22 protein-coding genes are annotated in these 22,561 nt (G+C 58.4%); 12 read left to right on the forward strand and 10 right to left on the reverse strand.

Annotated elements, in window-relative coordinates; all coding sequences use genetic code 11:
- Positions 1–53: 53 nt before the first annotated feature.
- Complete coding sequence (locus ACZ3HH_RS16735; RefSeq protein ID WP_465805950.1) at positions 54–620, reverse strand: RBBP9/YdeN family alpha/beta hydrolase; 567 nt, start codon at positions 618–620, stop codon at positions 54–56.
- A 356-nt stretch (positions 621–976) separates the two neighbouring features.
- Between ACZ3HH_RS16735 and ACZ3HH_RS16740 the strand changes: the two genes are divergently transcribed.
- The 3 genes from ACZ3HH_RS16740 to ACZ3HH_RS16750 all read left to right on the forward strand — a co-directional run bounded on the left by ACZ3HH_RS16740 (position 977) and on the right by ACZ3HH_RS16750 (position 4,559).
- Positions 977–2,014 carry an AraC family transcriptional regulator gene (locus tag ACZ3HH_RS16740; protein ID WP_465805952.1) on the forward strand — a complete coding sequence of 346 codons (1,038 nt, stop codon included), beginning with the start codon at positions 977–979 and terminating at the stop codon, positions 2,012–2,014.
- Positions 2,015–2,286: 272 nt separating this feature from the next.
- Entirely contained in the window at positions 2,287–3,900 is a 1,614-nt protein-coding gene (locus ACZ3HH_RS16745) for a phospholipase effector Tle1 domain-containing protein (protein ID WP_465805954.1), read from the forward strand.
- Between the two features lie 2 nt (positions 3,901–3,902).
- The gene (locus tag ACZ3HH_RS16750; protein WP_465805956.1) at positions 3,903–4,559 is read left to right on the forward strand and encodes a DUF2931 family protein; all 657 of its coding nucleotides are present in this window, start codon (positions 3,903–3,905) and stop codon (positions 4,557–4,559) included.
- Between the two features lie 232 nt (positions 4,560–4,791).
- Here ACZ3HH_RS16750 and ACZ3HH_RS16755 read toward each other — a convergent pair whose 3' ends face one another.
- The 7 genes from ACZ3HH_RS16755 to ACZ3HH_RS16785 all read right to left on the reverse strand — a co-directional run bounded on the left by ACZ3HH_RS16755 (position 4,792) and on the right by ACZ3HH_RS16785 (position 11,191).
- Positions 4,792–5,802 carry a YeiH family protein gene (locus ACZ3HH_RS16755; protein ID WP_123356483.1) on the reverse strand — a complete coding sequence of 337 codons (1,011 nt, stop codon included), beginning with the start codon at positions 5,800–5,802 and terminating at the stop codon, positions 4,792–4,794.
- Complete coding sequence (locus tag ACZ3HH_RS16760; protein ID WP_217857747.1) at positions 5,799–6,125, reverse strand: Rieske (2Fe-2S) protein; 327 nt, start codon at positions 6,123–6,125, stop codon at positions 5,799–5,801. Before ACZ3HH_RS16760 ends, ACZ3HH_RS16755 begins: the two co-directional genes overlap by 4 nt.
- Positions 6,122–6,787, reverse strand: a complete 666-nt coding sequence (locus ACZ3HH_RS16765; protein ID WP_465805959.1) for a DsbA family oxidoreductase — start codon at positions 6,785–6,787, stop codon at positions 6,122–6,124. Before ACZ3HH_RS16765 ends, ACZ3HH_RS16760 begins: the two co-directional genes overlap by 4 nt.
- A complete protein-coding gene (locus ACZ3HH_RS16770) occupies positions 6,784–8,115 on the reverse strand; it encodes an MFS transporter (protein ID WP_465805961.1) in 1,332 nt (443 codons plus the stop codon). The genes ACZ3HH_RS16765 and ACZ3HH_RS16770 overlap by 4 nt, the downstream gene beginning before the upstream one ends.
- 92 nt (positions 8,116–8,207) lie before the next feature.
- Complete coding sequence (locus ACZ3HH_RS16775; RefSeq protein WP_038980143.1) at positions 8,208–9,260, reverse strand: beta-keto acid cleavage family enzyme; 1,053 nt, start codon at positions 9,258–9,260, stop codon at positions 8,208–8,210.
- Between the two features lie 87 nt (positions 9,261–9,347).
- Positions 9,348–10,196 carry a TauD/TfdA dioxygenase family protein gene (locus ACZ3HH_RS16780; protein WP_465805964.1) on the reverse strand — a complete coding sequence of 283 codons (849 nt, stop codon included), beginning with the start codon at positions 10,194–10,196 and terminating at the stop codon, positions 9,348–9,350.
- Positions 10,197–10,210: 14 nt separating this feature from the next.
- The gene (locus ACZ3HH_RS16785) at positions 10,211–11,191 is read right to left on the reverse strand and encodes a quinone oxidoreductase family protein (RefSeq protein ID WP_465805966.1); all 981 of its coding nucleotides are present in this window, start codon (positions 11,189–11,191) and stop codon (positions 10,211–10,213) included.
- Positions 11,192–11,427: 236 nt separating this feature from the next.
- Between ACZ3HH_RS16785 and pdxR the strand changes: the two genes are divergently transcribed.
- From pdxR to ACZ3HH_RS16800, 3 genes are all read left to right on the forward strand, one after another.
- Positions 11,428–12,930 (forward strand): MocR-like pyridoxine biosynthesis transcription factor PdxR, encoded by a 1,503-nt coding sequence (gene pdxR, locus ACZ3HH_RS16790; protein WP_465805968.1) that lies wholly within the window; start codon positions 11,428–11,430, stop codon positions 12,928–12,930.
- A gap of 112 nt (positions 12,931–13,042) precedes the next feature.
- The gene (locus tag ACZ3HH_RS16795) at positions 13,043–14,113 is read left to right on the forward strand and encodes a sugar phosphate isomerase/epimerase family protein (RefSeq protein ID WP_465805970.1); all 1,071 of its coding nucleotides are present in this window, start codon (positions 13,043–13,045) and stop codon (positions 14,111–14,113) included.
- A gap of 51 nt (positions 14,114–14,164) precedes the next feature.
- On the forward strand, positions 14,165–15,424 hold the full coding sequence (locus ACZ3HH_RS16800) for an MFS transporter (RefSeq protein WP_465805972.1): 1,260 nt from the start codon (positions 14,165–14,167) through the stop codon (positions 15,422–15,424).
- 212 nt (positions 15,425–15,636) lie between these two features.
- On the opposite strand, the gene lysA is transcribed toward ACZ3HH_RS16800, so the two are convergent.
- Positions 15,637–16,875, reverse strand: a complete 1,239-nt coding sequence (lysA, locus tag ACZ3HH_RS16805; protein WP_465805974.1) for a diaminopimelate decarboxylase — start codon at positions 16,873–16,875, stop codon at positions 15,637–15,639.
- Positions 16,876–17,001: 126 nt separating this feature from the next.
- On the opposite strand from lysA, the gene ACZ3HH_RS16810 reads away from it, so the two are divergent.
- Together ACZ3HH_RS16810 and ACZ3HH_RS16815 are read left to right on the forward strand one after the other, a co-directional pair.
- Entirely contained in the window at positions 17,002–17,931 is a 930-nt protein-coding gene (locus ACZ3HH_RS16810; protein ID WP_465805976.1) for a LysR family transcriptional regulator, read from the forward strand.
- A gap of 83 nt (positions 17,932–18,014) precedes the next feature.
- Positions 18,015–18,197, forward strand: a complete 183-nt coding sequence (locus tag ACZ3HH_RS16815; RefSeq protein WP_465805978.1) for a hypothetical protein — start codon at positions 18,015–18,017, stop codon at positions 18,195–18,197.
- Between the two features lie 63 nt (positions 18,198–18,260).
- On the opposite strand, the gene ACZ3HH_RS16820 is transcribed toward ACZ3HH_RS16815, so the two are convergent.
- The gene (locus tag ACZ3HH_RS16820) at positions 18,261–18,836 is read right to left on the reverse strand and encodes a hypothetical protein (RefSeq protein WP_465805980.1); all 576 of its coding nucleotides are present in this window, start codon (positions 18,834–18,836) and stop codon (positions 18,261–18,263) included.
- 328 nt (positions 18,837–19,164) lie between these two features.
- Here ACZ3HH_RS16820 and ACZ3HH_RS16825 point away from each other — a divergent pair, with 328 nt between their 5' ends.
- The 4 genes from ACZ3HH_RS16825 to ACZ3HH_RS16840 all read left to right on the forward strand — a co-directional run bounded on the left by ACZ3HH_RS16825 (position 19,165) and on the right by ACZ3HH_RS16840 (position 22,555).
- Positions 19,165–19,941 carry an ABC transporter substrate-binding protein gene (locus tag ACZ3HH_RS16825; RefSeq protein ID WP_465805982.1) on the forward strand — a complete coding sequence of 259 codons (777 nt, stop codon included), beginning with the start codon at positions 19,165–19,167 and terminating at the stop codon, positions 19,939–19,941.
- A 90-nt stretch (positions 19,942–20,031) separates the two neighbouring features.
- Positions 20,032–20,721, forward strand: a complete 690-nt coding sequence (locus tag ACZ3HH_RS16830) for an ABC transporter permease (protein ID WP_465805984.1) — start codon at positions 20,032–20,034, stop codon at positions 20,719–20,721.
- Positions 20,722–20,735: 14 nt separating this feature from the next.
- Positions 20,736–21,434 (forward strand): ABC transporter permease, encoded by a 699-nt coding sequence (locus tag ACZ3HH_RS16835; RefSeq protein ID WP_465805987.1) that lies wholly within the window; start codon positions 20,736–20,738, stop codon positions 21,432–21,434.
- Between the two features lie 8 nt (positions 21,435–21,442).
- On the forward strand, positions 21,443–22,555 hold the full coding sequence (locus ACZ3HH_RS16840) for a succinylglutamate desuccinylase/aspartoacylase family protein (RefSeq protein ID WP_465805989.1): 1,113 nt from the start codon (positions 21,443–21,445) through the stop codon (positions 22,553–22,555).
- The last annotated feature ends 6 nt before the right edge of the window (positions 22,556–22,561 follow it).

Below are 22,561 nucleotides of genomic sequence, written 5' to 3' on the forward strand. Positions count from 1 at the left end.
TTTTTCAGGAGTGAGGGCAAATGCCGGATGGCTGCGGCCAACCGGCGTCTGAATTAGCGATCCAGTTCCAGGATCAATGCTTCGGCTTGCGGCCAGTGGCCAAAACCTGCAACTGGATTGAGATGACCCACCTCGCCCACGTTGAGCAGTTCGCTGCCCCAGCCTTCAGCCAGACGAGTGACGGCATCCAGGCTGGCGAGGTGGTCGTTGGTACTGGCGGCCACCAGACTGCGGAACGGCAGTGGCCCTTTTGGTAGAGGATTCCAACCCTGGGTACGCAGGGTTTCAGCGGATGGGTAGCCTTGCGGCCAATGAGCATCGAGATCCGGAGGCGTGGCCAGCAGCGCGCCCTTGATCGGCCGACTGTGCTGCGCAGCCCAGTGCGTGACCATCAGCACACCGGCGCTGTGAGCAACCAGAATCACCGGCCCATCGATCTGCTCCAGCGCGTGCTGGATCGCTTCGACCCGCTTGGCGCAGTCGAGCTTGTCGGTTTCCAGCGGCGGCACACTGCGCACCTTGCACAGCCTTGCCTCAAGCAGCGTTTGCCAATGCTCGGCAACGTGCTCGCGCAGGCCCGGTACGATCAGAACGGTTGCGGCAGTTTGCAGTTTGTCCACTTCAACACCTTCGCTTTCTCGATGACTCGACTGGCTCTATACGCCAGGGGCTTTTTGTAGGACTGACATTAAAGAGCGCCCACCCAAGGTGCTTTTCATTGGACGTCAGGCACTTTTCTTTTCATGACAGATTTCCACGTGTTGGCGTGCCCCGACCATTGGTCGAAAATCCCCGCAGCTTCTCTGTGGGTCACTGTAATCAAGGGGTGAGCGTCGATTGCTCGACGACAACGGAGGTGGTTCTGGACAGAATCGGGCGAGCGCCCTCGACAACGTCACAACTGTTCAATTGCTGATGTGCTGGATATAGTCGCCACGCTCATCTGAATCGCAACCGGCCCAGGAAAGACCTTCGCATGCCCAAGCTTGTTCGCGCCGCCGTCTTGACCAACTACCTGGAGGTCACCCAGTACCTGGGGTTCAATCCGCGTGATGTGCTGGCCGGCGTCGGCCTGAGCAAAGCGCTGCTGCAAGCGCCCGAACACCGTATTCCCATTGATGCCGCCGTGCGCCTGCTGGAAGATTCGGCCGCCGCCAGTGGCTGCCAGAGCTTCGGCCTGAGCATGGCCGAGTCGCGTCAACTCTCGGACTTCGGTGTGGTCAGCCTGCTGCTCAGCCACCAGCGAACGCTGCGTGATGCCTTGCAGGTCGTGGTGCATTACCGGCATCTGATGAACGATTCGCTGGCCATCTTCATTGAAGAGGCCGGCAAGATGGTGATCATTCGTGAGGAGGTGGTCACCGAGTCGCCGATGCCCAGCCGACAAGCCACCGAACTGGCCATCGGGGTGATGTTCCGCCTGTGCGCCGCCCTGCTCGGCACCCACTGGCACCCCTACAGCGTCAACTTCACGCACCAGCCCCCCGACAACCTGCAACTGCATCGTCGCCTGTTCGGCTGCACGCTGGAATTCGGCAGTGAGTTCAATGGCATTGTCTGTTCCGACGCCAGCCTCGATGTGACCAACCCCCATGCCGACCCGGCCATGGCGCGCTACGCGCAGAGTTACCTCGACTCGTTGCTCAGCCACGAAGGTCCCTCGATGCTGTTCGAGGTGCGCAAAGCCATCTACCTGCTGCTGCCGATGGGACGCGCCACCATCGAGCAGATCGCTCAGACCCAGGGCATGAACGTTCGAACCCTGCAGCGTCGCCTGAAAGACGACGGCTGCGCCTTCAACGACCTGATCAACGACGTGCGCCGCGACCTGGTGTTGCGCTACCTGGACAACCCGAATTACTCGTTGGGCCGAATCGCTGACATGCTCGGCTATTCGATGGCGAGTTCCTTCACACGCTGGTTCATCACCCAGTTCGGCATGCCCCCCGCCGCATGGCGCAGCGCGCAAAAGCAAACCACCTCTAAATCTCTCTCTAACCCCAAAGAGTCCTGAGCTAGCCGACCGGCGAATAATCTATCGCTGGCGCGAGCAAAAAGTCCTCAGCGGATTAGCGGATGCGTCTCCCTGTCGCCCCCTTCTCCCTCCGCATTCATTGCCTGAAGGCTTTTCTGACAGCCGCAGGCTTCAAGCATCCCGTCCCGATCCTACAAGCGATTAAGTCGCGACTGGCAGCGTCACCTGTCCACCGGCGCGCATCGTTGTCCACAGAAACCGATTACTGATCTGGCGCCCAGGGACGGGCTTTGCGCTAAAGGGATGCATCCATGGAAAAGGACTTTGGGGGTTACCACTGCGCCGTCTGCCGCGACCGCGCGCTGGCAGAACGGGCCCGAAAACCCGGGCTTCGACCAGACCCGGTGGAAGAACAACGCAAATACGACGAAATGATGGCTCGGCAACGGGCACTGGAAGACCAAGGTAACGCTGCCTGGGAAGCCAAGGAAGCGCGCGAAGAAGCCACCCACGTGAAGATCACCCTGCGTATCGGGGTGTTTTTCGATGGCACTGGCAATAACCCGTTCAATGTGAAGATGGGGCGTAAGTGCGGGGCTCATCATCCGGTGTCGGCGCAGGATATGGATGGGAGTTGCAAGCCGTATATGCAGGATCCTGACAGTAGTTATGGGGGGGAGGTGACGAATGTTAAGCGGTTGCATGAGTTGTATGCGGAGGAGAAAAACGCTGACTTGATCAAAACTGAAAAACGCGCGTTCGACAAAGTTTATATCGATGGCATCGGCACGACAGCGGGTGAGCAAGATAGTCTACTGGGCATGGCATTAGGTCGTGGTGAAACCGGTATCGAGGCTCGAGTGTTTCAGGCATTCAGTCGAATCAAACAAAGGTTGCGTAACTTTCATGAGCTCTATCCAGATATCCAGATCAGCAATTTGGTTTTCGACGTATTTGGCTTCAGTCGTGGTGCCGCCGCCGCCCGACATTTCGCCTGCTTGTGCCTGACCAGAACCAGCAGTCCACTCGGCGAAACCCTGGCCCTGCCAAATAAGCTGTTCGCCCGGGGCTTCAGCAAGGTATTTGGTGAAGGGGTCAGCACCGGGTTTATCGGCCTGTTCGACACCGTTGCTTCCGTGGGTGGCCTAAGTAACCTGGGTTATGTGCGCAGCCCGGCAACCCCCGGGGTCAAGTTGTATTTGATGCCGCGCTTCTTCCCCAATGTTTTGCAGCTGGTGGCACGGGACGAATACCGGGCCAATTTCGCTCTCAATCGCGTCGGCCCGGACCACCCGGAAATCAGCCTGCCAGGGGTTCACTCGGATATCGGCGGTGGTTACCGCGATGATATCGAAGAATGCATGTTACTCAGCCCCATGCAGGCCCTGGAAGTTGGCGAGTTCACCGACGTAAAAACCACCTCGATCTACCGCGATGCCCAACGGGAACGGGCGAATTGGCATGCCAAGGGCTGGCCACTGGAGATGCTGGAACTGGTCATCCCTGATTCGGTGACGCTGCGGCCTGAACCAAGAGAGCAGAACACGCCGAAACAAAAGCGGGTATTTGTCGGGTTGCAGCTACGGCGTAAGATCGGCGCCGGGCTGTCGCAGGTGTATCTGCGGGTGATGTATGAAGCTGCCAAAAAGCATGGGGTTGAGTTTGACGATATTCAGCAACGTGCTGCATTGGCACCACCTGCCGAACTTCAGCCCATGTGCGAGCGGTTTGTCGCAGGTGATTACCGCATTACCGCCGCCGAGGAGCAGTTGCTGAAGCTGCACTACATCCACCTGTCAGCGCACTGGACCCCGACTTTCCTTTCTGGACCTCGCATCACCCGATTCGAAATGGCCTACGTCAATGTCCCGACGACGGATGCCGTACGGGTACACCACCCTCATGTACCGGAATGGACGCTGTAACCATGAAAATCCTGTTTGCACTCTTAGCCATGTTGTCGATGAGCGCCTGCCACGCCGTTGATCCTCTGTCGGCCAAAAATGACTACAAACTCCCTTGGTGGGGAATCGGCTTCACCGAGCCTGCCTACATGACTGTTTGGGTGGAAACTACTACGGTAATAGATGTCCATGACCGACACATAACCGGGGTTGCCTCAGGCGCGGCCGCCAAAACTCCGGACGGCGAATACACCAAAGAAATCGCTCGTGGCTGGGACGGAATCGGGGGCTCAGGCATGCCGGTGGTGGGCGCCGACCTGCCGAAACGCATCTTTGTGCGCTGGCAATCGATTGTCGAGCGCAAGACCTACGCGGGCTGGATCGATATTTCCGAGTCCACCCGCAACATCATGCGCAACTCGACCGCCCGGCGTTGCCACAAGACCCCTGAGTTTACCGCCAACCCGAGTGCAGCCCTGAATCTGGGACTGGCACCGGGCGGCATCATCCAGGTCTGGGTCTGGGACGACTGTTTCCGCGCTCACAAAGTCGATCGCGGGCAAGTCGGCATCGAGCCGTTAGGTCCCGATCAAGGCAAGTACAACGGTTTCTACGGCAAGATCAAAGACTCTTCCAAACGCTACGTCGAACGTTTCGGCATTCCCTATGGCAGTTGGTGACGATGCAGCTTCGAGCTAATAAAAAAACGGCGACTGCTGGTACAGTCGCCGCAAAAAACCGGCGTTTGTGACACCGGCCGAGGAGTCCTGTGGCGAGGGAGCTTGCTCCTGCTGGGGTGCGAAGCGCCCCTCTTCCAAGGCCACTGCATTTATTCAGAAAGTACGCGGCGACCATTTTGGGGCTGCTTCGCACCCCAGCGGGAGCAAGCTCCCTCGCCACAGTTTTGTGTGTCTACATTCCCCAGCGCAGCAACAGCAGCACCAGCACGACGAGGAACACCGTCTCCCCCACCATCAGCAAGATGGGCTTGATGCCGACAGCGGCCAGCTCCTTGAGCTGGGTCTTCATGCCCAGGGCGCTGATGGAAACCACCAGGCACCAGCGCGACAATTCATTGACCGACCCCTGCACCACCGGGGCTATCCAGCCAGTGCTGTTGATACAGGCCAGAATCAGAAACCCGACGGCGAACCATGGCAGCAGCGGCGGTCGCTTGCCGGCCGGGTCGGCGCCCTGCATGCGGGTAATCATCGCTGCGCAGACGATCACCGGCAGCAGCATGGCAACCCGCATCAGCTTGATCACCGTGGCCGTATCGCCGGTCTCGGTCGACATGCTGTAACCGGCGCCGACGACTTGGGCGACATCGTGGATGGTCGCCCCCAAGAACACGCCCGCCATTTGCGGCGACAACGACAGCCAGTTGGCAATCATCGGGTACACAATCATCGCCAGGGTCGATAGCGCCGACACTCCGATCACCGTGAATAACGTCGCGCGCTCTTTCTGCGGATGGTTCGGCAATGCCGCCGCCAGCGCCAATGCAGCCGACGCACCACAAATCGCAGTGGCCCCACCGGTAAGCATGCCGAACAAACGCTGGAATCCCAGGGCCTTGGCCGCGATCACCGAGACGCCGATCGTCACCACCACCAGAATCACCACCAGCGCCACAGGCTTCCAGCCCAGCGCGGCAATCTGTTCGAGCGTGATGCGCATGCCCAGTAACGCCACGCCAATGCGCAACACAGTGCGTGCCGTGAACTCGATGCCCGCCTTGCAGGCGCCGTCACCGGCCAGGAAGTTCAGCGCCATGCCTAACAGCAAGGCGAACAGCATCACCGGTGCACCGTAATGCTCGGACAAAAAAGACGCAGCCGCTGCGACGATCAGACTGACGACAAAACCCGGCGCCAGCTCACGCGTTCGGCTATGGATACGGGTGAGAGCAATAGTGCTCATGGCACGGACTCCTCGGGAACGATAACGATAAATGCCTGGCCGTCGATGATCTCGACCGGGTAGTTGGCGACTTTTAGCTGGGTTGAATTGAGCAAGTAACCGCTGCGCAGATCGAAGCGCAGGCCATGGGCGCAGCACTGAATCACCCGCCCCTCAAGGCGCCCGCCACACAGCGAGGCGCCCTGGTGCGGGCAGCTGTCGTCGATGGCGAACAGGTCACCTTCGACGTTGAATAACGCCAGGCTTTTGCCATCGAATTCGAACAGTGCACGACCACCCGCCTGCGGGAGTTTTCCGGCAGGTACAGGGACACGAAGACTCATACCGGTTGCCGCTTGCGAGCACTTTCGAGCAAGGCTTCGCACATGGCGTCAAGCAGCGCTTCGGCGGGCTGTGCACCCACCACCGTCAGGCGACGGTCGAACTGAAAACTCGGCACGCCGCTGCCTGCTCCTGCCTCGTTGCCGACGTAAGGATCGCCGTCGCCTCGCAGGAAGGAGGCCATGGCATCAGCGTCGAAGCCACACGATTGGGCGATGGCAAGCAAGGTCTCTCGGCAGCCAAGATCTTCACCAAACTGGAAGTAAGCAGCGAACAGACGCTCAAGCAAAACATCGCGTTGGGCGGTATTGCCCAGCACGCTCGCACGCTCCAGCAAACGATGGGCGTCGGCGGTATTGGGCATGGTGGCGATGCGGCTCAAATCGATGGGCACGCCCACCGCCATCGCAGCCTGCTGCACCTGGGCCTGACGCATCGTCACGGCTTCAGGACTGCCCAGACGCTTGAGGTAAAAATCGGCGAAGGGTTCACCCTGTGCCGGCAGCTGCGGCAGCAATTGCACACCGTGCCACACCGTGGTGATTTCCACGCCGGGTTGCTGAACACGCAGCAAGTCTTGCGCGCGCTCCAGTTGACGCTTGCCGATCAGGCACCACGGGCAGATGAAATCGAAAAACACATCAATACGTAAACGACCACTCACAACTTCACCTCTAACGCCGCTTTGCCAATCGAATCGTGGACGTGCTCGCCTCGAAGCCGGGCGATGTCCTTGTGGTAATGACACTTGGCATAAAAGAACACGGCCGCTGCCGCGATGCTGACCAGTGGCACCATTTGAAAAGCTGCATGCAAGCCGATGAGGTCGGACACCCTGCCGGTGATGAATGGCCCAGGCGCCAGCCCCAGCATGTTGTTGGCCAGGGTCAGCGTGGCGAAGGCCGTGCCATGCACCGAGTAATGGGTCAGGTTGGCAACCATGGCTCCGCAAGGGCCGGTCGTGCCGGCGGCAATCAACATGCCCAGGCAGATCAGCACCAATTGCACAGGCCCTGCCGGCAGCGCGAATGCCGCCGACAACAGCAGACAACTGCCCAGGCAATAGGCGATGGCCAAAGCGACTTTGCGCTCCGGCGAATGGCGACATAGTCGATCGCTGAGCATGCCGCACAGGATCATTCCCGCACCGCTGCACAGCACGATGATTGCCGCGACGCCGCCCGCCTTGTCGGTGGCCATGTCGTAATAACGATTGAGGTAACTGGGCATCCACACAATCACGGTGCCGCCGACGAACAGTTGCAAGCCACTGCCGATGTAGGCAGCGATCACCGAGCGGCTGGAAAACAGCGTACGCAACGGACGCTTGACCGCGGCAGCCGCCTTGTTCGCCGCCTGAGCGGCACGTTGCGGCGCAATGCGTGCTTCCTTGACGATGACCGGGTAAAGCACTGCCAGTAACAAGCCGAACAGCGCCATGCCGGCGAACGACCAGCGCCAGCCAAGCTTGGCGGCGATTGCTCCGCCCAACGCCATGCCTAATACCGAACCAAACATGCCGCCCGCCATGAACGCACTGGTCAGGGTTGCACGCATGTGTTTGGGAAATACCGAAATCACCACCGCGATACCGACGCTGCCGTACGCCGCTTCGCCGACGCCGACCATGAACCGTGCAATGAACATCTGCTGATAGTCCTGCGCCAATGCGCAGCCCAGCGTCGCCAGACTCCACAGCAAAGCCATCAGCGCCAGGCTCTTGACCCGGCCGAAGCGATCCGCCAGCAATGACAAGGGAAATGTCAGCAATCCCACCATCAGGGCGACAATGCCACTGAGCAGGCCGAGCTGACCGTCGCTCAAGGCCCATTCGCCCTTGAGCATCGGGAACACCGCGTTCAGTACCTGGCGCGACATGTAATCGGAAATCAATAAGCCGAACGTCAGTGCAAAGACGATCCAGGCATACTTGCGCGCAACGCCGACGCCACTGCAGTCATCATCGTCTGCGGCGATTGGGTGAAAGGCCATGCAGCCTCCTCAAAGCTTCGTTTTATTGTTGTTATCAAGCGTGTTGCAGTGCAGCGAGCGGGAGGCCATTGACCTCCCGCGTCGCCTGTCGATCAGCCGCGTTGCGGCACACCTTTCTGCCCGGCCTTGCGGTTGGGGGCCATGCCATTGGCCAGCAAGGTTTCTTCGATGCTTTGGTACTGCACGCCGATGCGGTAGATCTCACGGGCTTCTTTGCCCGTGGCGATTTCGCGACCCAGTTCATGGGCGATGCGTACGGTTTGCTTGATCTGCGCAACTGAGCCGAAACGATCGCCCTTGTGATCAATGATAGTGTCTTCATTGCCCACACGCGGGTGCATGCCCATGGCCATCGACATGGTGTTGAACGGCATGACGTTCTTGAGCAGCGACTCGGAGGTCAGGGTGCAACCGTCTGGCGCGCGGTGGATGAAGTTGAAGAAGTTGAACGGATTGGGGCCATCGAAACCGCCGCCGATACCGATCCAGGTCAGGTTCAACGGGCCCTTGTACACGCCTTTGCGCACCAGGCGTTCAAGGGTTTCCATGGCATGCATGCCAGTCAGCTGGAAGTGCGGCTGGATGCCGTTGTCCATCAGACGCTTCAGGTGCTCGGCGACCCAGGCCGGGCCTGCCGGTACGGTCATTTCGCTGTAAGCCGCCTGATAGGCAGGATTGGCCAGGGACGTGCCTTCCAGGTATTCCGGATACAGCAGTTCCATGATGTTCATCTGGGTAGTGTTGATGGCCACCGTGACCTGATCCGGTTTTGGCGTCAGCTCGGCCAGCATGTGGCGAGTATCGTCAGACAGCCACTTGGCGGCTTCGCCATCGCTTTCGGGGGCGAAGGAAATCGAACCACCGACCTGGATGATCATGTCCGGCACGGCTTCACGCACACCGGCGATCAACTCGTTGAATTTGGACAGACGCTTGGAACCCTTGCCGTCCAATTCACGCACGTGCAGGTGCAATACCGTTGCCCCCGCCTCATAACAATCAACCGCCTTCTGCACCTGCTCGTCCATGGTCAGCGGGATGTCTTCGGGGAAGTCTTCCGGCATCCACTCGGGGCCATACGGGGCCACCGTGATAACCACCTTTTCCATGTTTTCCGGGTGCAGGGAATCGTCGAAGAATTGCATGAGTTACTCCTGTTTTTATGATTGTCGCGCCCACCCGGGATCGTGCCGGGCAGACGTCTTTACGAGTGCGAATGCAGAAGGGGTCGATCAGTAAGTCTTGTCGCCGATGATCCCGGCACGGTCCATCTTGCGATGGCACGGCGGGTAATCCATGACGGCGTAATGCTGAGTACTGCGGTTGTCCCAGATGGCGATGCTGTTGGGCTTCCAGCGCCAGCGCACTTGATACTCGGGGATATACGCCTGGCTGATCAGGTAGCGCAGCAACTCGCTCGCGCCCGGGTTGGCGTCCTGGCCGAAGCGCACCCGCTCGGGGGTGTGGTAGTTGCTCAAGTGTGTAGTGAAGGCGTTGACGAACAACACCTTTTCCCCGGTTTCCGGATGCGTGCGCACCACCGGATGCTCGGCATCCGGGAATCTCTCCCTGAGTGCCAGACGTTTTTCGATCGGCATGGCCGCACCGAAGCTGGCTTCGATGCTGTGGCGGGCGCGCAGGTCGGCAATCTTCACCTTCACGTCCTCCGGCAAGCGCGCGTAGGCCTCGACCATGTTGGCCCACATGGTGTCGCCGCCCACCGGCGGGCACTCTACGCAGCGCAGCACGCAACCCATCGGCGGCGCCTCACGCCAGGTCGCGTCGCTGTGCCAGGAGTTTTCATAGCGGTCGGCCGGCTGGTCCGGCCGCTTGTAGATGCGCACCAGCCCTGGATGATCCGGATCACTGCCGGCCACCGGATGATCCTCCAGCTCGCCAAAGCGCCGGGCGAAGGCTACATGCTCGGCGCGCGTGATGTCCTGATCACGCAGGAACACCACCCGATGCTTGAGCAGCTGAGCACGAATCTCGGCAAAAAGATCGTCGTCATGCACCGCGTCGGCGAGGTTGACGCCCACCAGTTCCGCGCCAATGCTGCAGGTCAATTGTTCGACTTTCATGGCAGACAACTCCCTTAAATGACGAAAATCGATGAGCCCGTGGTCTTGCGTGATTCCAGGTCGCGATGGGCCTGGACGGCATCCTGCAAAGCATAGTGCTGGTTGATCTCGATCTTGATCCGACCGCTGCCGACGTGGTCGAACAGCTCGCCGGCCAGGGCGGCTTTTTCCGCCGGGTCGGCGATGTAATCGGCCAGGGCCGGACGGGTCAGGAACAACGAGCCTTTCATAGCCAGCATCACCGGATCGAAGGCCGGGATCGGGCCAGACGCCGTGCCGACACAGACCATCAGGCCACGACGCTTGAGCGAATCCAGCGAGCCCATGAAGGTGTTCTTGCCCACACTGTCGAACACCACGTTGACACCCACGCCATCGGTCAATTCGCGAACGCGCTGGGCGACGTCTTCATGGCTGTAATTGATGACATGCTCGCAGCCATGGGCCAGGGCAGTTTCACCCTTCGCCTCGGTGGACACGGTGCCAATGACGTTCAGGCCGAGCAGCTTGGCCCACTGCGAAACGATCAGGCCCACGCCACCGGCGGCGGCATGCAGCAGAATGCTGTCGCCGGCCTTGAAGTCGTAAATGCGCCGCATCAGATACGACGAGGTCAAGCCGCGCATGGTCATGGCCGCAGCGGTCTCGAAGCTGATGGTTTCCGGCAGTTTGATCAGCGGCGCGGCCGGGATCAGACGTTCGGTGCTATAGGCACCCAATGTATTGAGAAAACCGGTGTAGGTGACGCGATCACCGACTTGTACGTTGGTCACCCCTGCGCCGATGGCCTGGACCACACCGGACGCTTCAACCCCCATGCCGTTGGGCATCGGAATCGGGTAAGTGCCATTGCGAAAGTAGGTGTCGGCATAGTTCAGGCCCACCGCCACATGACGAAGACGAACCTGGCCGGGACCGGGATCGCCGACTTCGACCTCTTCATAACGAAGGACTTCGGGACCACCGGTTTCGTAGAAGCGTACGGCTTTGGCCATTTTTTCTTATTCTCCAGTCTCAAGTTGGGCGTACTGCGTCGAATTGCGCTGATTGGACTGTAGGACGCCGCCTGGTGAGTCGCTTCTCATCAGACGACAATGGCTTTTCATTTCATGACAGTGTGCGTTGCCTCAACGCCTGCGGTGGATGACTTATCCAGTGCCTCTCGATACCCTGCGCACCTCGGTATGATGGTGTTCCAGGTCAAACCACCTCCCCTCCAGACGAGCATGTGATGAAATCCCCTGCAGGTTTGCTGCTGTCGGCTATTGAGCTGGACCGTGCCAGTTCCATCCCCCTGTACCGCCAACTCTATTTGCAGATTCGCAAACAGATTCTCAGCGGAAAAATGCAAGGGGGCGTGCGCCTGCCGTCGACGCGGACCCTGAGCAAAGAATTGGCGCTGTCGCGGATCACCATCCTCAATGCATTCGATCAGCTGATTGCCGAAGGTTTCCTGGCCTCGCGCACCGGGGCGGGCACCTATGTCGGCGATGAGTGGGAGAGCCGAGGGATTGCCGACGAAGAGCAGCGCCAGCCACCGCGACTGTCCGACCTGAGCCAGTCCATGCTGTCGCTGCGCAGCAGTCACTTTCGCGGGGTTTCCTACACTGATTGGGACCCTGCGACCCCCACCTCATTCCTGCCCAGCCACAGTACCTACGACGCGTTCCCGCTCGCGGTGTGGCGGCGCTTGATGAACCGCCATTTGCTCAAGCCGACCAAGGCCATGCTTGGTTATGGCGAACTGCAAGGGTTACAGGCCTTGCGCGCGGCGATTGCCGAGTACGTCTTTGATGCCCGTGGCATCGATTGCAGTGCCGAGCAGGTGGTGATCGTTTCAGGGGCCCAGCAAGCCTTCAACCTGTTGGGCATGCTGTTGCTCAATCCGCAGGACAGCGTGTGGATGGAGGATCCAGGACACATCGCGGCGCGCATTGCGTTGCAGGCTCAGGGTGCCCAAGTGGTGCCGTTGCGGATCGATGAACAAGGAATAGATATTCAACAAGGCCTGGCCGAGTGCCCTGACGCCCGCCTGGTGTTTACCACGCCTTCTCGCCAGCATCCCTTGGGCGTGACTATGAGTTATGCGCGGCGCCAGGCACTCATCGACTGGGCTGCGCAGTATCAGAGCTGGATCATCGAGGACGATTGCGACAGTGAGTTGCGCTACAGCGGCCGTCTCCTTCCCGCGCTCTACGCCATGGACCGGATGGCTCGAGTGATCTACGTCGGCACCTTCAGCAAAGTGCTCTTCCCCTCGCTAAGACTGGGCTATGTGATATTGCCGCAAGCCCTGGTCGAACCCTTCTGTACCCTGCGCGCGGTGATGGATCGCAGCCCGCCCACGCTTCTCCAGGCGACAACGGCGGACTTCATGCGCGAAGGCCACTTCCTCGGCCATATTCGACGCATGCGTGCGCTGTATCAGGCTCGCCAGCAAGCACTGCTCGAGCAACTTCAGCAACAGCTGGGCGGCTTCTTCAACATCACCCCGGTGGACGCCGGCATGCACCTGATCGCCTGGCTGCCGCCCACGCTTGATGACGACGTGATCGCCAGGGAACTGGCCCGGCACAACATCCACACCTATGCCCTGAGCGACTACTGCCTTGAGCATGTCCTGCCACCTGCCCTGCTCATCGGTTTCGCCGGTACGCCTGAGGGCCAGGCGCAAGAACGCGTCGAAGCGCTGGCCCGGGCCTTGAGCAAAATGGGGTATCTGCAGGCCACTTGAGGCAAGGCAAGTGGTCTTATGATTTAACTGATAATGGATCTATCGAGAGTTCCTGACTGGCGCGATAAAGGCTGCGCCGGTAGACCCGGCGTCTGAACCAGGAACGACTCGAATGAACAATAAGATCCAAGAGCGATTCAATGCCTTGCTCAGCCACAAGGCTGCCGAGGCCGGAACACCTCCCCTACTGACTGAAGCACTGGCCCGCCAACTGCTCGACCGCCTTGGGCAGATGCGCTTGTTTGCTCATGCCTATCCCTTGCTGACCAACCTCACCCATGGCCGTGTCACGCCTGCCGACCTGCTGGATTTCGCCTATCGCCACGAGCTGCAGGGTCTGAGCCTGCATTTGCTCGACGGCGAGGAAAACAGCCTGAGCCAAATGACACCTGCGCAGTTGCAAGCGTTTGCCGACAAGGCCAATGCGCTAGAGCTGGATGTGCATCTGGAAATCAGCAGCACGCTGAAAAAAGATGTCGATCAAGTGATCGCCATTGCCAAGACGCTTGGGGTCCGCAACATCCGCGTTTACTCACGCTACGAGGGGACGCTGTCCCGGGTCATGGACGTGATCGAGACCGACCTGCATTACCTCGCGCAGCAGGCAGATGAGCACGACCTGTTCTTCGATTTCGAGCAGCACGAAGAACTCAAAAGCGCCGAAATCGCGCAACTGCTGAACCGGCTAAACCATCCACGGCTGCATGCCTTGTTCGACTTCGGCAACATGATCAATGCCTGCGAACAGCCCCTGCAGGCGCTGCGCACCCTGGCGCCACACATCCGCCAGACCCACCTCAAGGGTGTGCGCATCGTTCCCGAGCAAAACGGCTTCGGCCATTACGGTGTGCTGCAGGGCAGCGACGAGGACGACCTGCCAAGCGCCCGCATGCTGTTCGAACTGTTGATGCTCGGCGACTCAACCCCGCAAGTGATCACGTTCATTCTTGAGCAGGAAAACCACTACGTCGCCCCGGCGTTCCGCCAGACCTCTGAGGCTGCCGATCCATTCATTGCGTACCGGGAAATGAGTGACACGCCACTCCCGGACGGCTACTCGCTCGAACGAATGCTCGCCGACGAACACCGTTGGGCGAACAACCAGGTCGCGTATGTGCGAGGCCTGCTGACCGAGTTCCGAACCCTGGCCGAGTTGACCCTGGCCAACCGCGCTAATCCCTGAACCTGACGCGACAACCAGCACTGCTTACCCGAACACGCCTGGAGAACAATAATGACAACTCGTGACAAGGCCAAATGGCTCAGATTCCTGATTCTCATCCTCGGTGGTGGCACCATCTACAAGCTGGCGAACCTCAAAGACGCCTTCTATATCCCCATGCAAGAATTCATGGGCTTGAGCCACACTGAAATCGGCATGCTGCTGAGCGCCAACGCCATCATCGCCACCGCACTGTTTGTCGTCGGCGGCATGCTCGCCGACCGCTACGACACGCGAAAACTGATCCCCATCGGCCTGATCGGTACCGGTGGCCTGGGGCTGTATCTGGCGACCTTCCCACCCTTCAGCAATCTGCTGATCGTGTTCAGCCTGCTGGCTGTATGCGCCGACTGCATCTTCTGGCCTTCGCTGCTCAAAGCCATCCGCAACCTGGGTGACGATCAGGAACAGGGTCGGTTGTTTGGACTGTTGGAAGGTGGGCGTGGCGTCATTGATACCCTGGTTGCCTTTTCTGCACTGGGCGTTTTCGTTGCCATGGGCTCCGGTGAAACCGGTCTGAAATCGGCAATCCTCTTCTACTCGGTCATCGACATTCTTGCAGGAACCCTGACCTGGTTCCTGCTCAAGGGCGGCAGCGCGCAGACGATTGCCAAGTCGAAGAACGGTGTGTCGAACCTGCTCGAGGCCATCAAGGTGCCGGGTATCTGGCTGGTCAGCCTCAACGTATTCATGGTCTACATCGTCTACTGTGGCCTGACCTATTTCATTCCCTACCTAAAGGAAATGTACGGGCTGCCCGTGGCATTGGTGGGCGCCTACGGCATCATCAATCAGTACTTCCTCAAGATCCTCGGTGGCCCCGCCGGTGGTTTCATTGCCGACAAGCAATTCAAGAGCACCAGCCGCTATTTGAAGTGGGCATTCCTGGCCTTGCTGCCGCTGATGGGCGTCATCCTGCTGATCCCGAAAAGCCCGGGTTTTATCTATGCGGGCATGGCAGCCACGCTGTCGTTCGCGCTGATTGTATTTTCCATGCGCGGCGTGTTCTGGGCACCCATGGGTGAAGTCGGCATCCCTTCGCACATCACCGGTTCAGCCTTCGGTATCGGCTGCCTGATCGGCTACGCACCGGGCATGTTCGCTTACGTCATCTACGGCGCAATCCTCGACCATTTCCCGGGCCAGCAAGGCTACAACTACGTCTTCAGTTTGATGAGCGTATTGGCCGTTCTTGGATTCATGGTGTCCAGTTTGCTGTATAGGACTGTTCGGAATAAATCCACGGTAACCGGTGCGGTTAGCGCGGCGTAAAGCTGAATATTGCCTTGGCAACCAGGAGGGGCGTGCGTAATGCCTCTCCCCTTAAATCGAATGGTGATCTATGAACTTGAGTGCGACTCATGTTCTCGAAAACGGCAATGTTTTCAAGCCATTTGGCGTTTGAATCAGCGAAGTCGGTCCGGGCGTTTGGCTGATGGGTCCACGACAATCTTCAACCGATTGTTTCGATCACCGATTGGCCTTTAAAGCCCCAATTCCAAGGCCAGCAAGTCAGACAAGGGTTGCGGGCGTCGAATCAATTTAGCTTGCCCTTGCTCGATCAATACTTCCGGCAACAGTGGGCGGCTGTTGTAGTTGGATGACATAGAAGCGCCGTACGCGCCGGTATCGTGCATGATCAGCAAGTCGCCAACCTGCGCTTCAGGTAGCAAACGGGGTGTGACACCCTGTTCATCCTGCGTAAAAATATCGCCGGCTTCGCACAGGGGACCTCCCACTACACAGAGGTGCTCCGCACGATCGACCGGGACACCCCGGGAGTCCAGCAAGGTCATTTGGTGATAGGCGCCATAGAGGGCTGGCCGCATCAGGTCATTGAAGCCGGCGTTCACCAGGATGAAGTTTCGGCTACCGACTTTTTTTACCGCGCGGACTTCGGTCACCAAATAGCCTGACTCGGCTACCAGGAATCGACCGGGCTCGATCTCCATCCGTACGGGGTGCGCGAGAAAAGCCTCGATGTCCTGTTTGGCCTGGCGCCAGGCGTTCACATAACGCTGGATATCCACTGGCTCATCCCCCACACGATAAGGCGTGGAAAGCCCCCCGCCGATGGAGAATGCTTCGATATCGTGGTCAAGTGTCCTCACGGCCGAGACCATTGCACAGCCCACTTGCTCAAGGTGCGCGTAATCCACACCTGAACCAATATGCATGTGCAATCCCACCAGTTTCAGCCCGAATTGCCGAATCACGCCGAGCGCTTCCTGAACCTGGTCATGCCAGATTCCATGCTTGCTGTTTTCACCGCCGGTATTGGTCTTGCGGCTGTGACCGTGGCCAAACCCTGGGTTGATCCGCAGCCAGACGCGATGGCCCGCAGACTCTTTGCCCAATTGACGGAGCATGTCAATCGAGCCGGTATTGACCTCGATGTTCAGTTCGACGACCCGTCGCAATGTCGCTTCATCGAACAGATCACAGGTCAGAACAATGCCCGCCGGGTCGCCGGCAGGACTGTATCCAGCGAGCAACGCACGCTCGATTTCCCCCAATGATACGGCATCGACCCGCACACCTTGTTCGCGGATCAAACGGAGAATATGCAGATTGGAGCAGGCTTTTTGCGCGTATCGAATGACATCGAAGCCTTGCAGTTGGTCGACGCGTGCCCTGATGGTCTGGGCGTCATAGCACCAGAGCGGGGTACCGTGCTGTTTCGCAGTTTCGGCTAATTGCTGGAAAGCGGAATGGTTGGGCATGCGGTATTCAATCTGAGGGAAAGAGAGAAACCATCATGTCGATCGCCAAGCATTCAATAAAATATCTATTCTTTGTGGGTCGATTCAGTTTTGATATGGGGATTGATCAATTGACGGAGGCCCCGGGTGGGAATTTCCATACGGCATATCGAAGTCTTCCGCGCCATCATGCAGGCGGGGAGTGTTACCGGAGCGGCCCGCTTGCTATTTACTTCCCAACCGACGGTCAGCCGGGAACTGGCGCGGCTTGAAAGTATCTCTGGCCTTCGGCTGTTTGATCGAGAGGGAGGGAGGCTGGTACCGACGGCTCAGGCCATTATGCTGCTCGAAGAGGTTGAACACTCCTACATCGGGTTGGAACGAATCAACAGCGTTGCACAGTCGATCCGTCGCTTCGAACATGGCCAACTGAGCGTCGCCTGCCTACCGTTGTTTTCCCAGACGCTGTTGCCCAAGGTCTGTAAGCACTTTCAACAACAGCATAGCGGCATAGGCTTGAGCATTGCGGCACAGGAATCACCCTTACTGGAAGAGTCTCTCAGCGCCCAGCGTTACGACCTCGGATTGACCGAGGGCGAGCATGTACCACGAGGTACTCAAGGGGAACTGCTCTTTTGTTCCGACATGGTCTGCATTCTGCCAGAGGGTCATCCTCTGCTATCCAGGTCGCTCCTGATAATGGAAGACTTTCGCGGCGTCGATTTCATCAACTTTTCGGGTCTGGACATCTATCGTCAGACGCTCGATGAACACTTCCGTCAGGCCGGAGTCAATCGGCATACCGTCATAGAAACAACCAACGCTGCATCGGTCTGCGCCATGGTCAGGCAACAGTTGGGGGTGGCGATTATCAACCCGTTGACCGCAGTGGAGGAGTCAGGCAGAGGATTGGCCATTCGGCCGATCAACGTGTCCATTCCCTATCGCGTTATGTTGATCCGGCCTGATTATCGCCCCTCCTCTACCTTCGTCGACGCCTTTTGCAAGTCATTGAGCGATGAAGCGATGTGTCTCGCCAAAACGCTCGACAAGAGATTAGTACGAGTGAAAGAGTGAAAGAGTGACGTTACCCGCCGTTTACCTTGAAATCGTTGAAGGTTACGACTATCAGTGAGATTCAATCCGCCGAGGGCAATCACATGCCAACGACTGAAGAATCGATCATTGCAGCAGCAAGACTGCGAGCCGCCTACCGGGGAGAAAACGAGGCGATGGCTGCGGCTTCAGCGCTCGAAGCCTTGGCCGTGCTGAAAAAAACGTTAAAGGGAGATAAGTACCAAGAGGCTCTCGAAAGGCTGTATCTCGAATACTCAACCTCTTGATCCGCCTGTGCCGCCTTAGCGGGCGGCACATTGTTCACCTATCAATGTCCGGCACAACCCGCTTCACTTGCTGCCGGTACGTGACCATTTCTCTCCCATAGCGCCTGCTGCACTGGCGACTATCAGCGCCACTACACAAGCAAGCAACGAGAACACGACAAAAACCCCCATCACATGCAAGTAAGGCAGTGCGTGATTCCACGCTCGAGCTACCCCCAGGAAAGCAGCAAATAACCAGCCACTCATAGAAAGAGCCCCCAAGAGAGCAAGACGAGTGCGGCCGGAGGTACGTAACGAGACAAAGGGAGCCTTCTGCAGTAGCGGGAAACCGATCCGATGCAACAAAGCACCATTAAGGCTAAGCAGCGCGACAACACTCACCTTGGCCCAGAGCTTTTGATTGAGCAGATATGCGCTCCCCTCATCGAGGTAACCCTGGAGCACCAGCAGCAAGCCACTTCCCCAAAGAGCCAATAGCGCGAGCGTGACAATTTTTTGAGTCTCTTCGAGATATTCACGCTGCATCTGGCTCAACACATCCTTGCGCCAGCTCCATAGCTTTTGATCAGCCTGCAGCACCCTCCCCAGAGCAATACAGGTGGCAATCAGATGACCATACACGAGTAGCATTTTGAGCATTACCTTGACCTTATTTTTATATGGGCAATGCACTCCCTCGCACCCTTGACATGAAACTAAATGATACAGATTCATATTTGTATCAACAAGTTACACAGCCAGCCATCCATCTGGAAGCAGATCGAGCCCAATGCCGGGCGCATAAAAAAATTCGTCCACCAGCCTCTCCGGCTTGCCGCCATTTTTTGATATGTTTTTTTTCACATCATTGATTTATGAAATTTTGTATGTCATTTATACCCTCGTTAATCATCAGGACCGCTGCACCTCGCCAGATCGGACGGCAGATTCCCGTGTCATCCAACGCCCCATCCAAGGAGTCAACAATATGAACAAGACCGAACTTCTAGGTGCTCTGGCACTATGCGCCGCAAGCTTGCTGGCACACGCCGACGAAGACAGCCTGCGTATCGGTATCGAAGCCGCCTACCCGCCCTTCTCCTTCAAGACACCAGAGGGCAATGTCAGTGGTTTTGATTACGACATCGGCAACGCTCTGTGCGAAGAGATGAAGATCAAATGCGAGTGGGTCATCCAGGAATTCGACGGCATGATCCCGTCGCTCAAAGTGCGCAAGATCGATGCGGTGCTGTCGTCGATGTCGATCACTGAAGACCGGATGAAGTCGGTCGACTTCAGCAAAAAGTACTACCACACGCCGGGCAAGTTCGCGATGAAGGCCGGCAACGTGATCAACGATCCGCTGGTCGATCTCAAGGGCAAGAAAGTCGGCGTACAACGCTCCTCGACTTACGATCGTTTCGCCACCGAGCAGCTTGAGAAAGCCGGCGTCGAGGTGGTGCGCTACTCCTCACAAAATGAAGCCTTTCTCGATCTGGCTTCGGGTCGTCTGGACGCCACGCTCGCGGACATCGTCAACACCGATGAGAGCTTTATCAAAACACCATCAGGTAAAGGTTTCGCACTGGTAGGGCCGGACATCAACGACCCTAAATACTTCGGTAGAGGCGCCGGGATCGCGGTGCGTAAAGGTGACAGTGCGAACGTTGCACGCCTGAGTGCAGCGATTGACGCCATCCGCACCAATGGCAAGTACCAGCAAGTAATGGCCAGGTACTTCGCCTTCGATATCTACGGCGAATAAATCTTTACCCGAACGCTGGCGCCGGCTCTTGCGGGCGCCACTTTTGGCTTGTCTCGCGCGCCTCCCGGCGCTCGCTTGAGGAACTTCATCATGCTCCACGGCTACGGATCGAGCATTCTCGATGGCGCCTGGCTGACCATTAACCTGGCCCTGACCGCCATGACCATGGCCATTGCCCTGGGTCTGATCGGTGCCGCCTTTCGTTTGTCGCCGTTTAAATGGCTGGCGGTGCTGGGCGAAGGTTATACAACCCTGATTCGCGGTATTCCTGACCTGGTGTTGATCCTGCTGATCTTCTACGGCGGCCAGGACCTGGTGAACCGCATTGCCCTCGCACTCGGTTACACCCGCTACATCGACATCAATCCTTTTATCGCCGGTGTCTGCACCATGGGCTTCATTTTCGGTGCCTATCTCTCGGAGACCTTTCGTGGCGCCTTTATGGCGATCCCTAAAGGCCAGGGCGAGGCCGGCGCGGCTTATGGCATGAGTGGCGCTCAGGTGTTCTGGCGGATTCTGGTGCCGCAGATGATTCGTTTCGCTATTCCCGGGTTCACCAACAGCTGGTTGGTGCTGACCAAATCCACCGCGCTGATCTCGGTGATCGGTTTGCAGGACATGATGTTCAAAGCCAAAAATGCAGCGGACGCCACCCATCAGCCATTCACGTTTTTCCTCGCGGTTGCCGCGCTCTACTTGATGCTGACCAGCGTGTCATTGCTGGTGCTGCGCTATCTGGAAAAACACTACTCGGTCGGCATCAAAGCCGCCGAACTGTGACTGGGAGCACACCCATGATTCTCGACTACAACCTGATCTGGGAAAACCTGCCGCTGTATTTAAATGGCGCATTGGTGACCCTCAAAGTTCTGCTGATTTCCCTGGCCATTGGCCTGGTGCTTGCAATTCCTTTAGCGCTGATGCGCGTCTCCCGATCACCGCTGATCAACTTCCCGGCCTGGCTCTACACCTACGTGATTCGCGGTACCCCGATGCTGGTGCAATTGTTCCTGATCTATTACGGGTTGGCGCAGTTCGAAGCGGTACGCCAAAGCGCGCTTTGGCCTTACCTGTCCAGCGCGACCTTTTGTGCCTGCCTGGCCTTCGCGATCAATACCAGCGCCTATAGCGCGGAACTCCTCGCGGGCAGTTTGAAGGCCACGGCCTACGGCGAGATCGAAGCCGCCAAAGCCATGGGCATGTCGCGCTTGACCTTGTACCGCCGCATCCTCCTGCCGTCAGCCTTGCGCCGGGCGCTGCCGCAGTACAGCAACGAAGTGTTGATGATGCTGCAAACCACCAGCCTGGCATCCATCGTCACGCTGGTGGATATCACCGGAGCCGCGCGAACCGTCAGTTCGCGCTTCTATCTGCCATTCGAGGCGTTCATCACGGCCGGCCTCATTTACCTGGCCCTGACCTTCATCCTGGTTCGTCTGTTCAAGCTGGCCGAGCGCCGCTGGCTGGCGTATCTGGCACCGCGCAAGCACTAAGGAATTTTATGAAGCACATTCAATACCTCTTGCCGTGGAGTGCCTCGGGCACTGAACGGAAGCTGTCGCTGTTTCGTTTTGGCAACGGGCCGCGCAAGGCCTACATCCAGGCCTCCCTGCATGCCGACGAGCTGCCGGGGATGCGCGTCGCTGTCGAACTCAAACGTCGTCTGCACGAGCTGGAAGAGCAAGGTTGCCTGACCGGAGTGATCGAGCTGGTGCCAATGGCCAATCCGATTGGTATCGCACAGATGTTCCAGGCTACCCATCAGGGGCGCTTTGAATTCTCTAGCGGGAAGAACTTCAATCGCGACTTCCCGGAACTGGCCGAAGCGGTGGCACCGCTATTGGAAGGTCAATTGGGGGACAATGCCGACGCCAACATTGCGCTCATCCGCCGCGCCATGAGCGATGTCCTCAGAGACATGCCGGCACCGATGTCGGAACTCGATGGCCTGCGCCGTTTGTTGATGCAACATGCCTGTGATGCCGATCTGGTGCTGGACCTGCACTGCGACTTCGAGTCGATCATGCTGCTTTACGCCATGCCGCAAAACTGGCCGCGCTTGCGCTCGTTGGCCGCTCACCTGAATGCCGGTGTCGCTCTGCTGGCTGAGGATGCGGGCGGCAGTGCCTTCGATGAAGCCTGTGCGATTCCGTGGTTACGCCTGACCGAACTCTTCCCTGAAGCCAATATTCCGCTGGCGTGTGTGGCCACCACTATCGAGCTGCGCGGCATGGCTGACACCGAACGCGAGCAATGCGTCGATAGCGCGCAGGCCATTCTCGGCTATCTCGCCGAGCAAGGCCTGATCAGCGGTGACTGGCCTGCGGCGCCACCGAGCCGTTGTGAAGCGACACCGTTCGCCGGTGCGCAGTACGCCTATGCACCGCACCCGGGGGTGGTGAGTTATCTGCAACCGTTGGGCGCCCACGTCAAGGTCGGCGATCCGCTGTTCGAAGTGATTGATCCACTGACCGATCACCACAGCGTGGTGCACGCCAGCACCGACGGGATTCTTTATGCCCGCGAACGTCTGCGCTTTGCCCAGTCCGGTTTGTGGTTGGCCAAAGTGGCCGGCAGTACCCCTATTCGCCAAGGCCGCTTGCTCAGCGACTGATTCCAG

Source organism: Pseudomonas sp. PME37.24/025 (genome assembly GCF_055556615.1).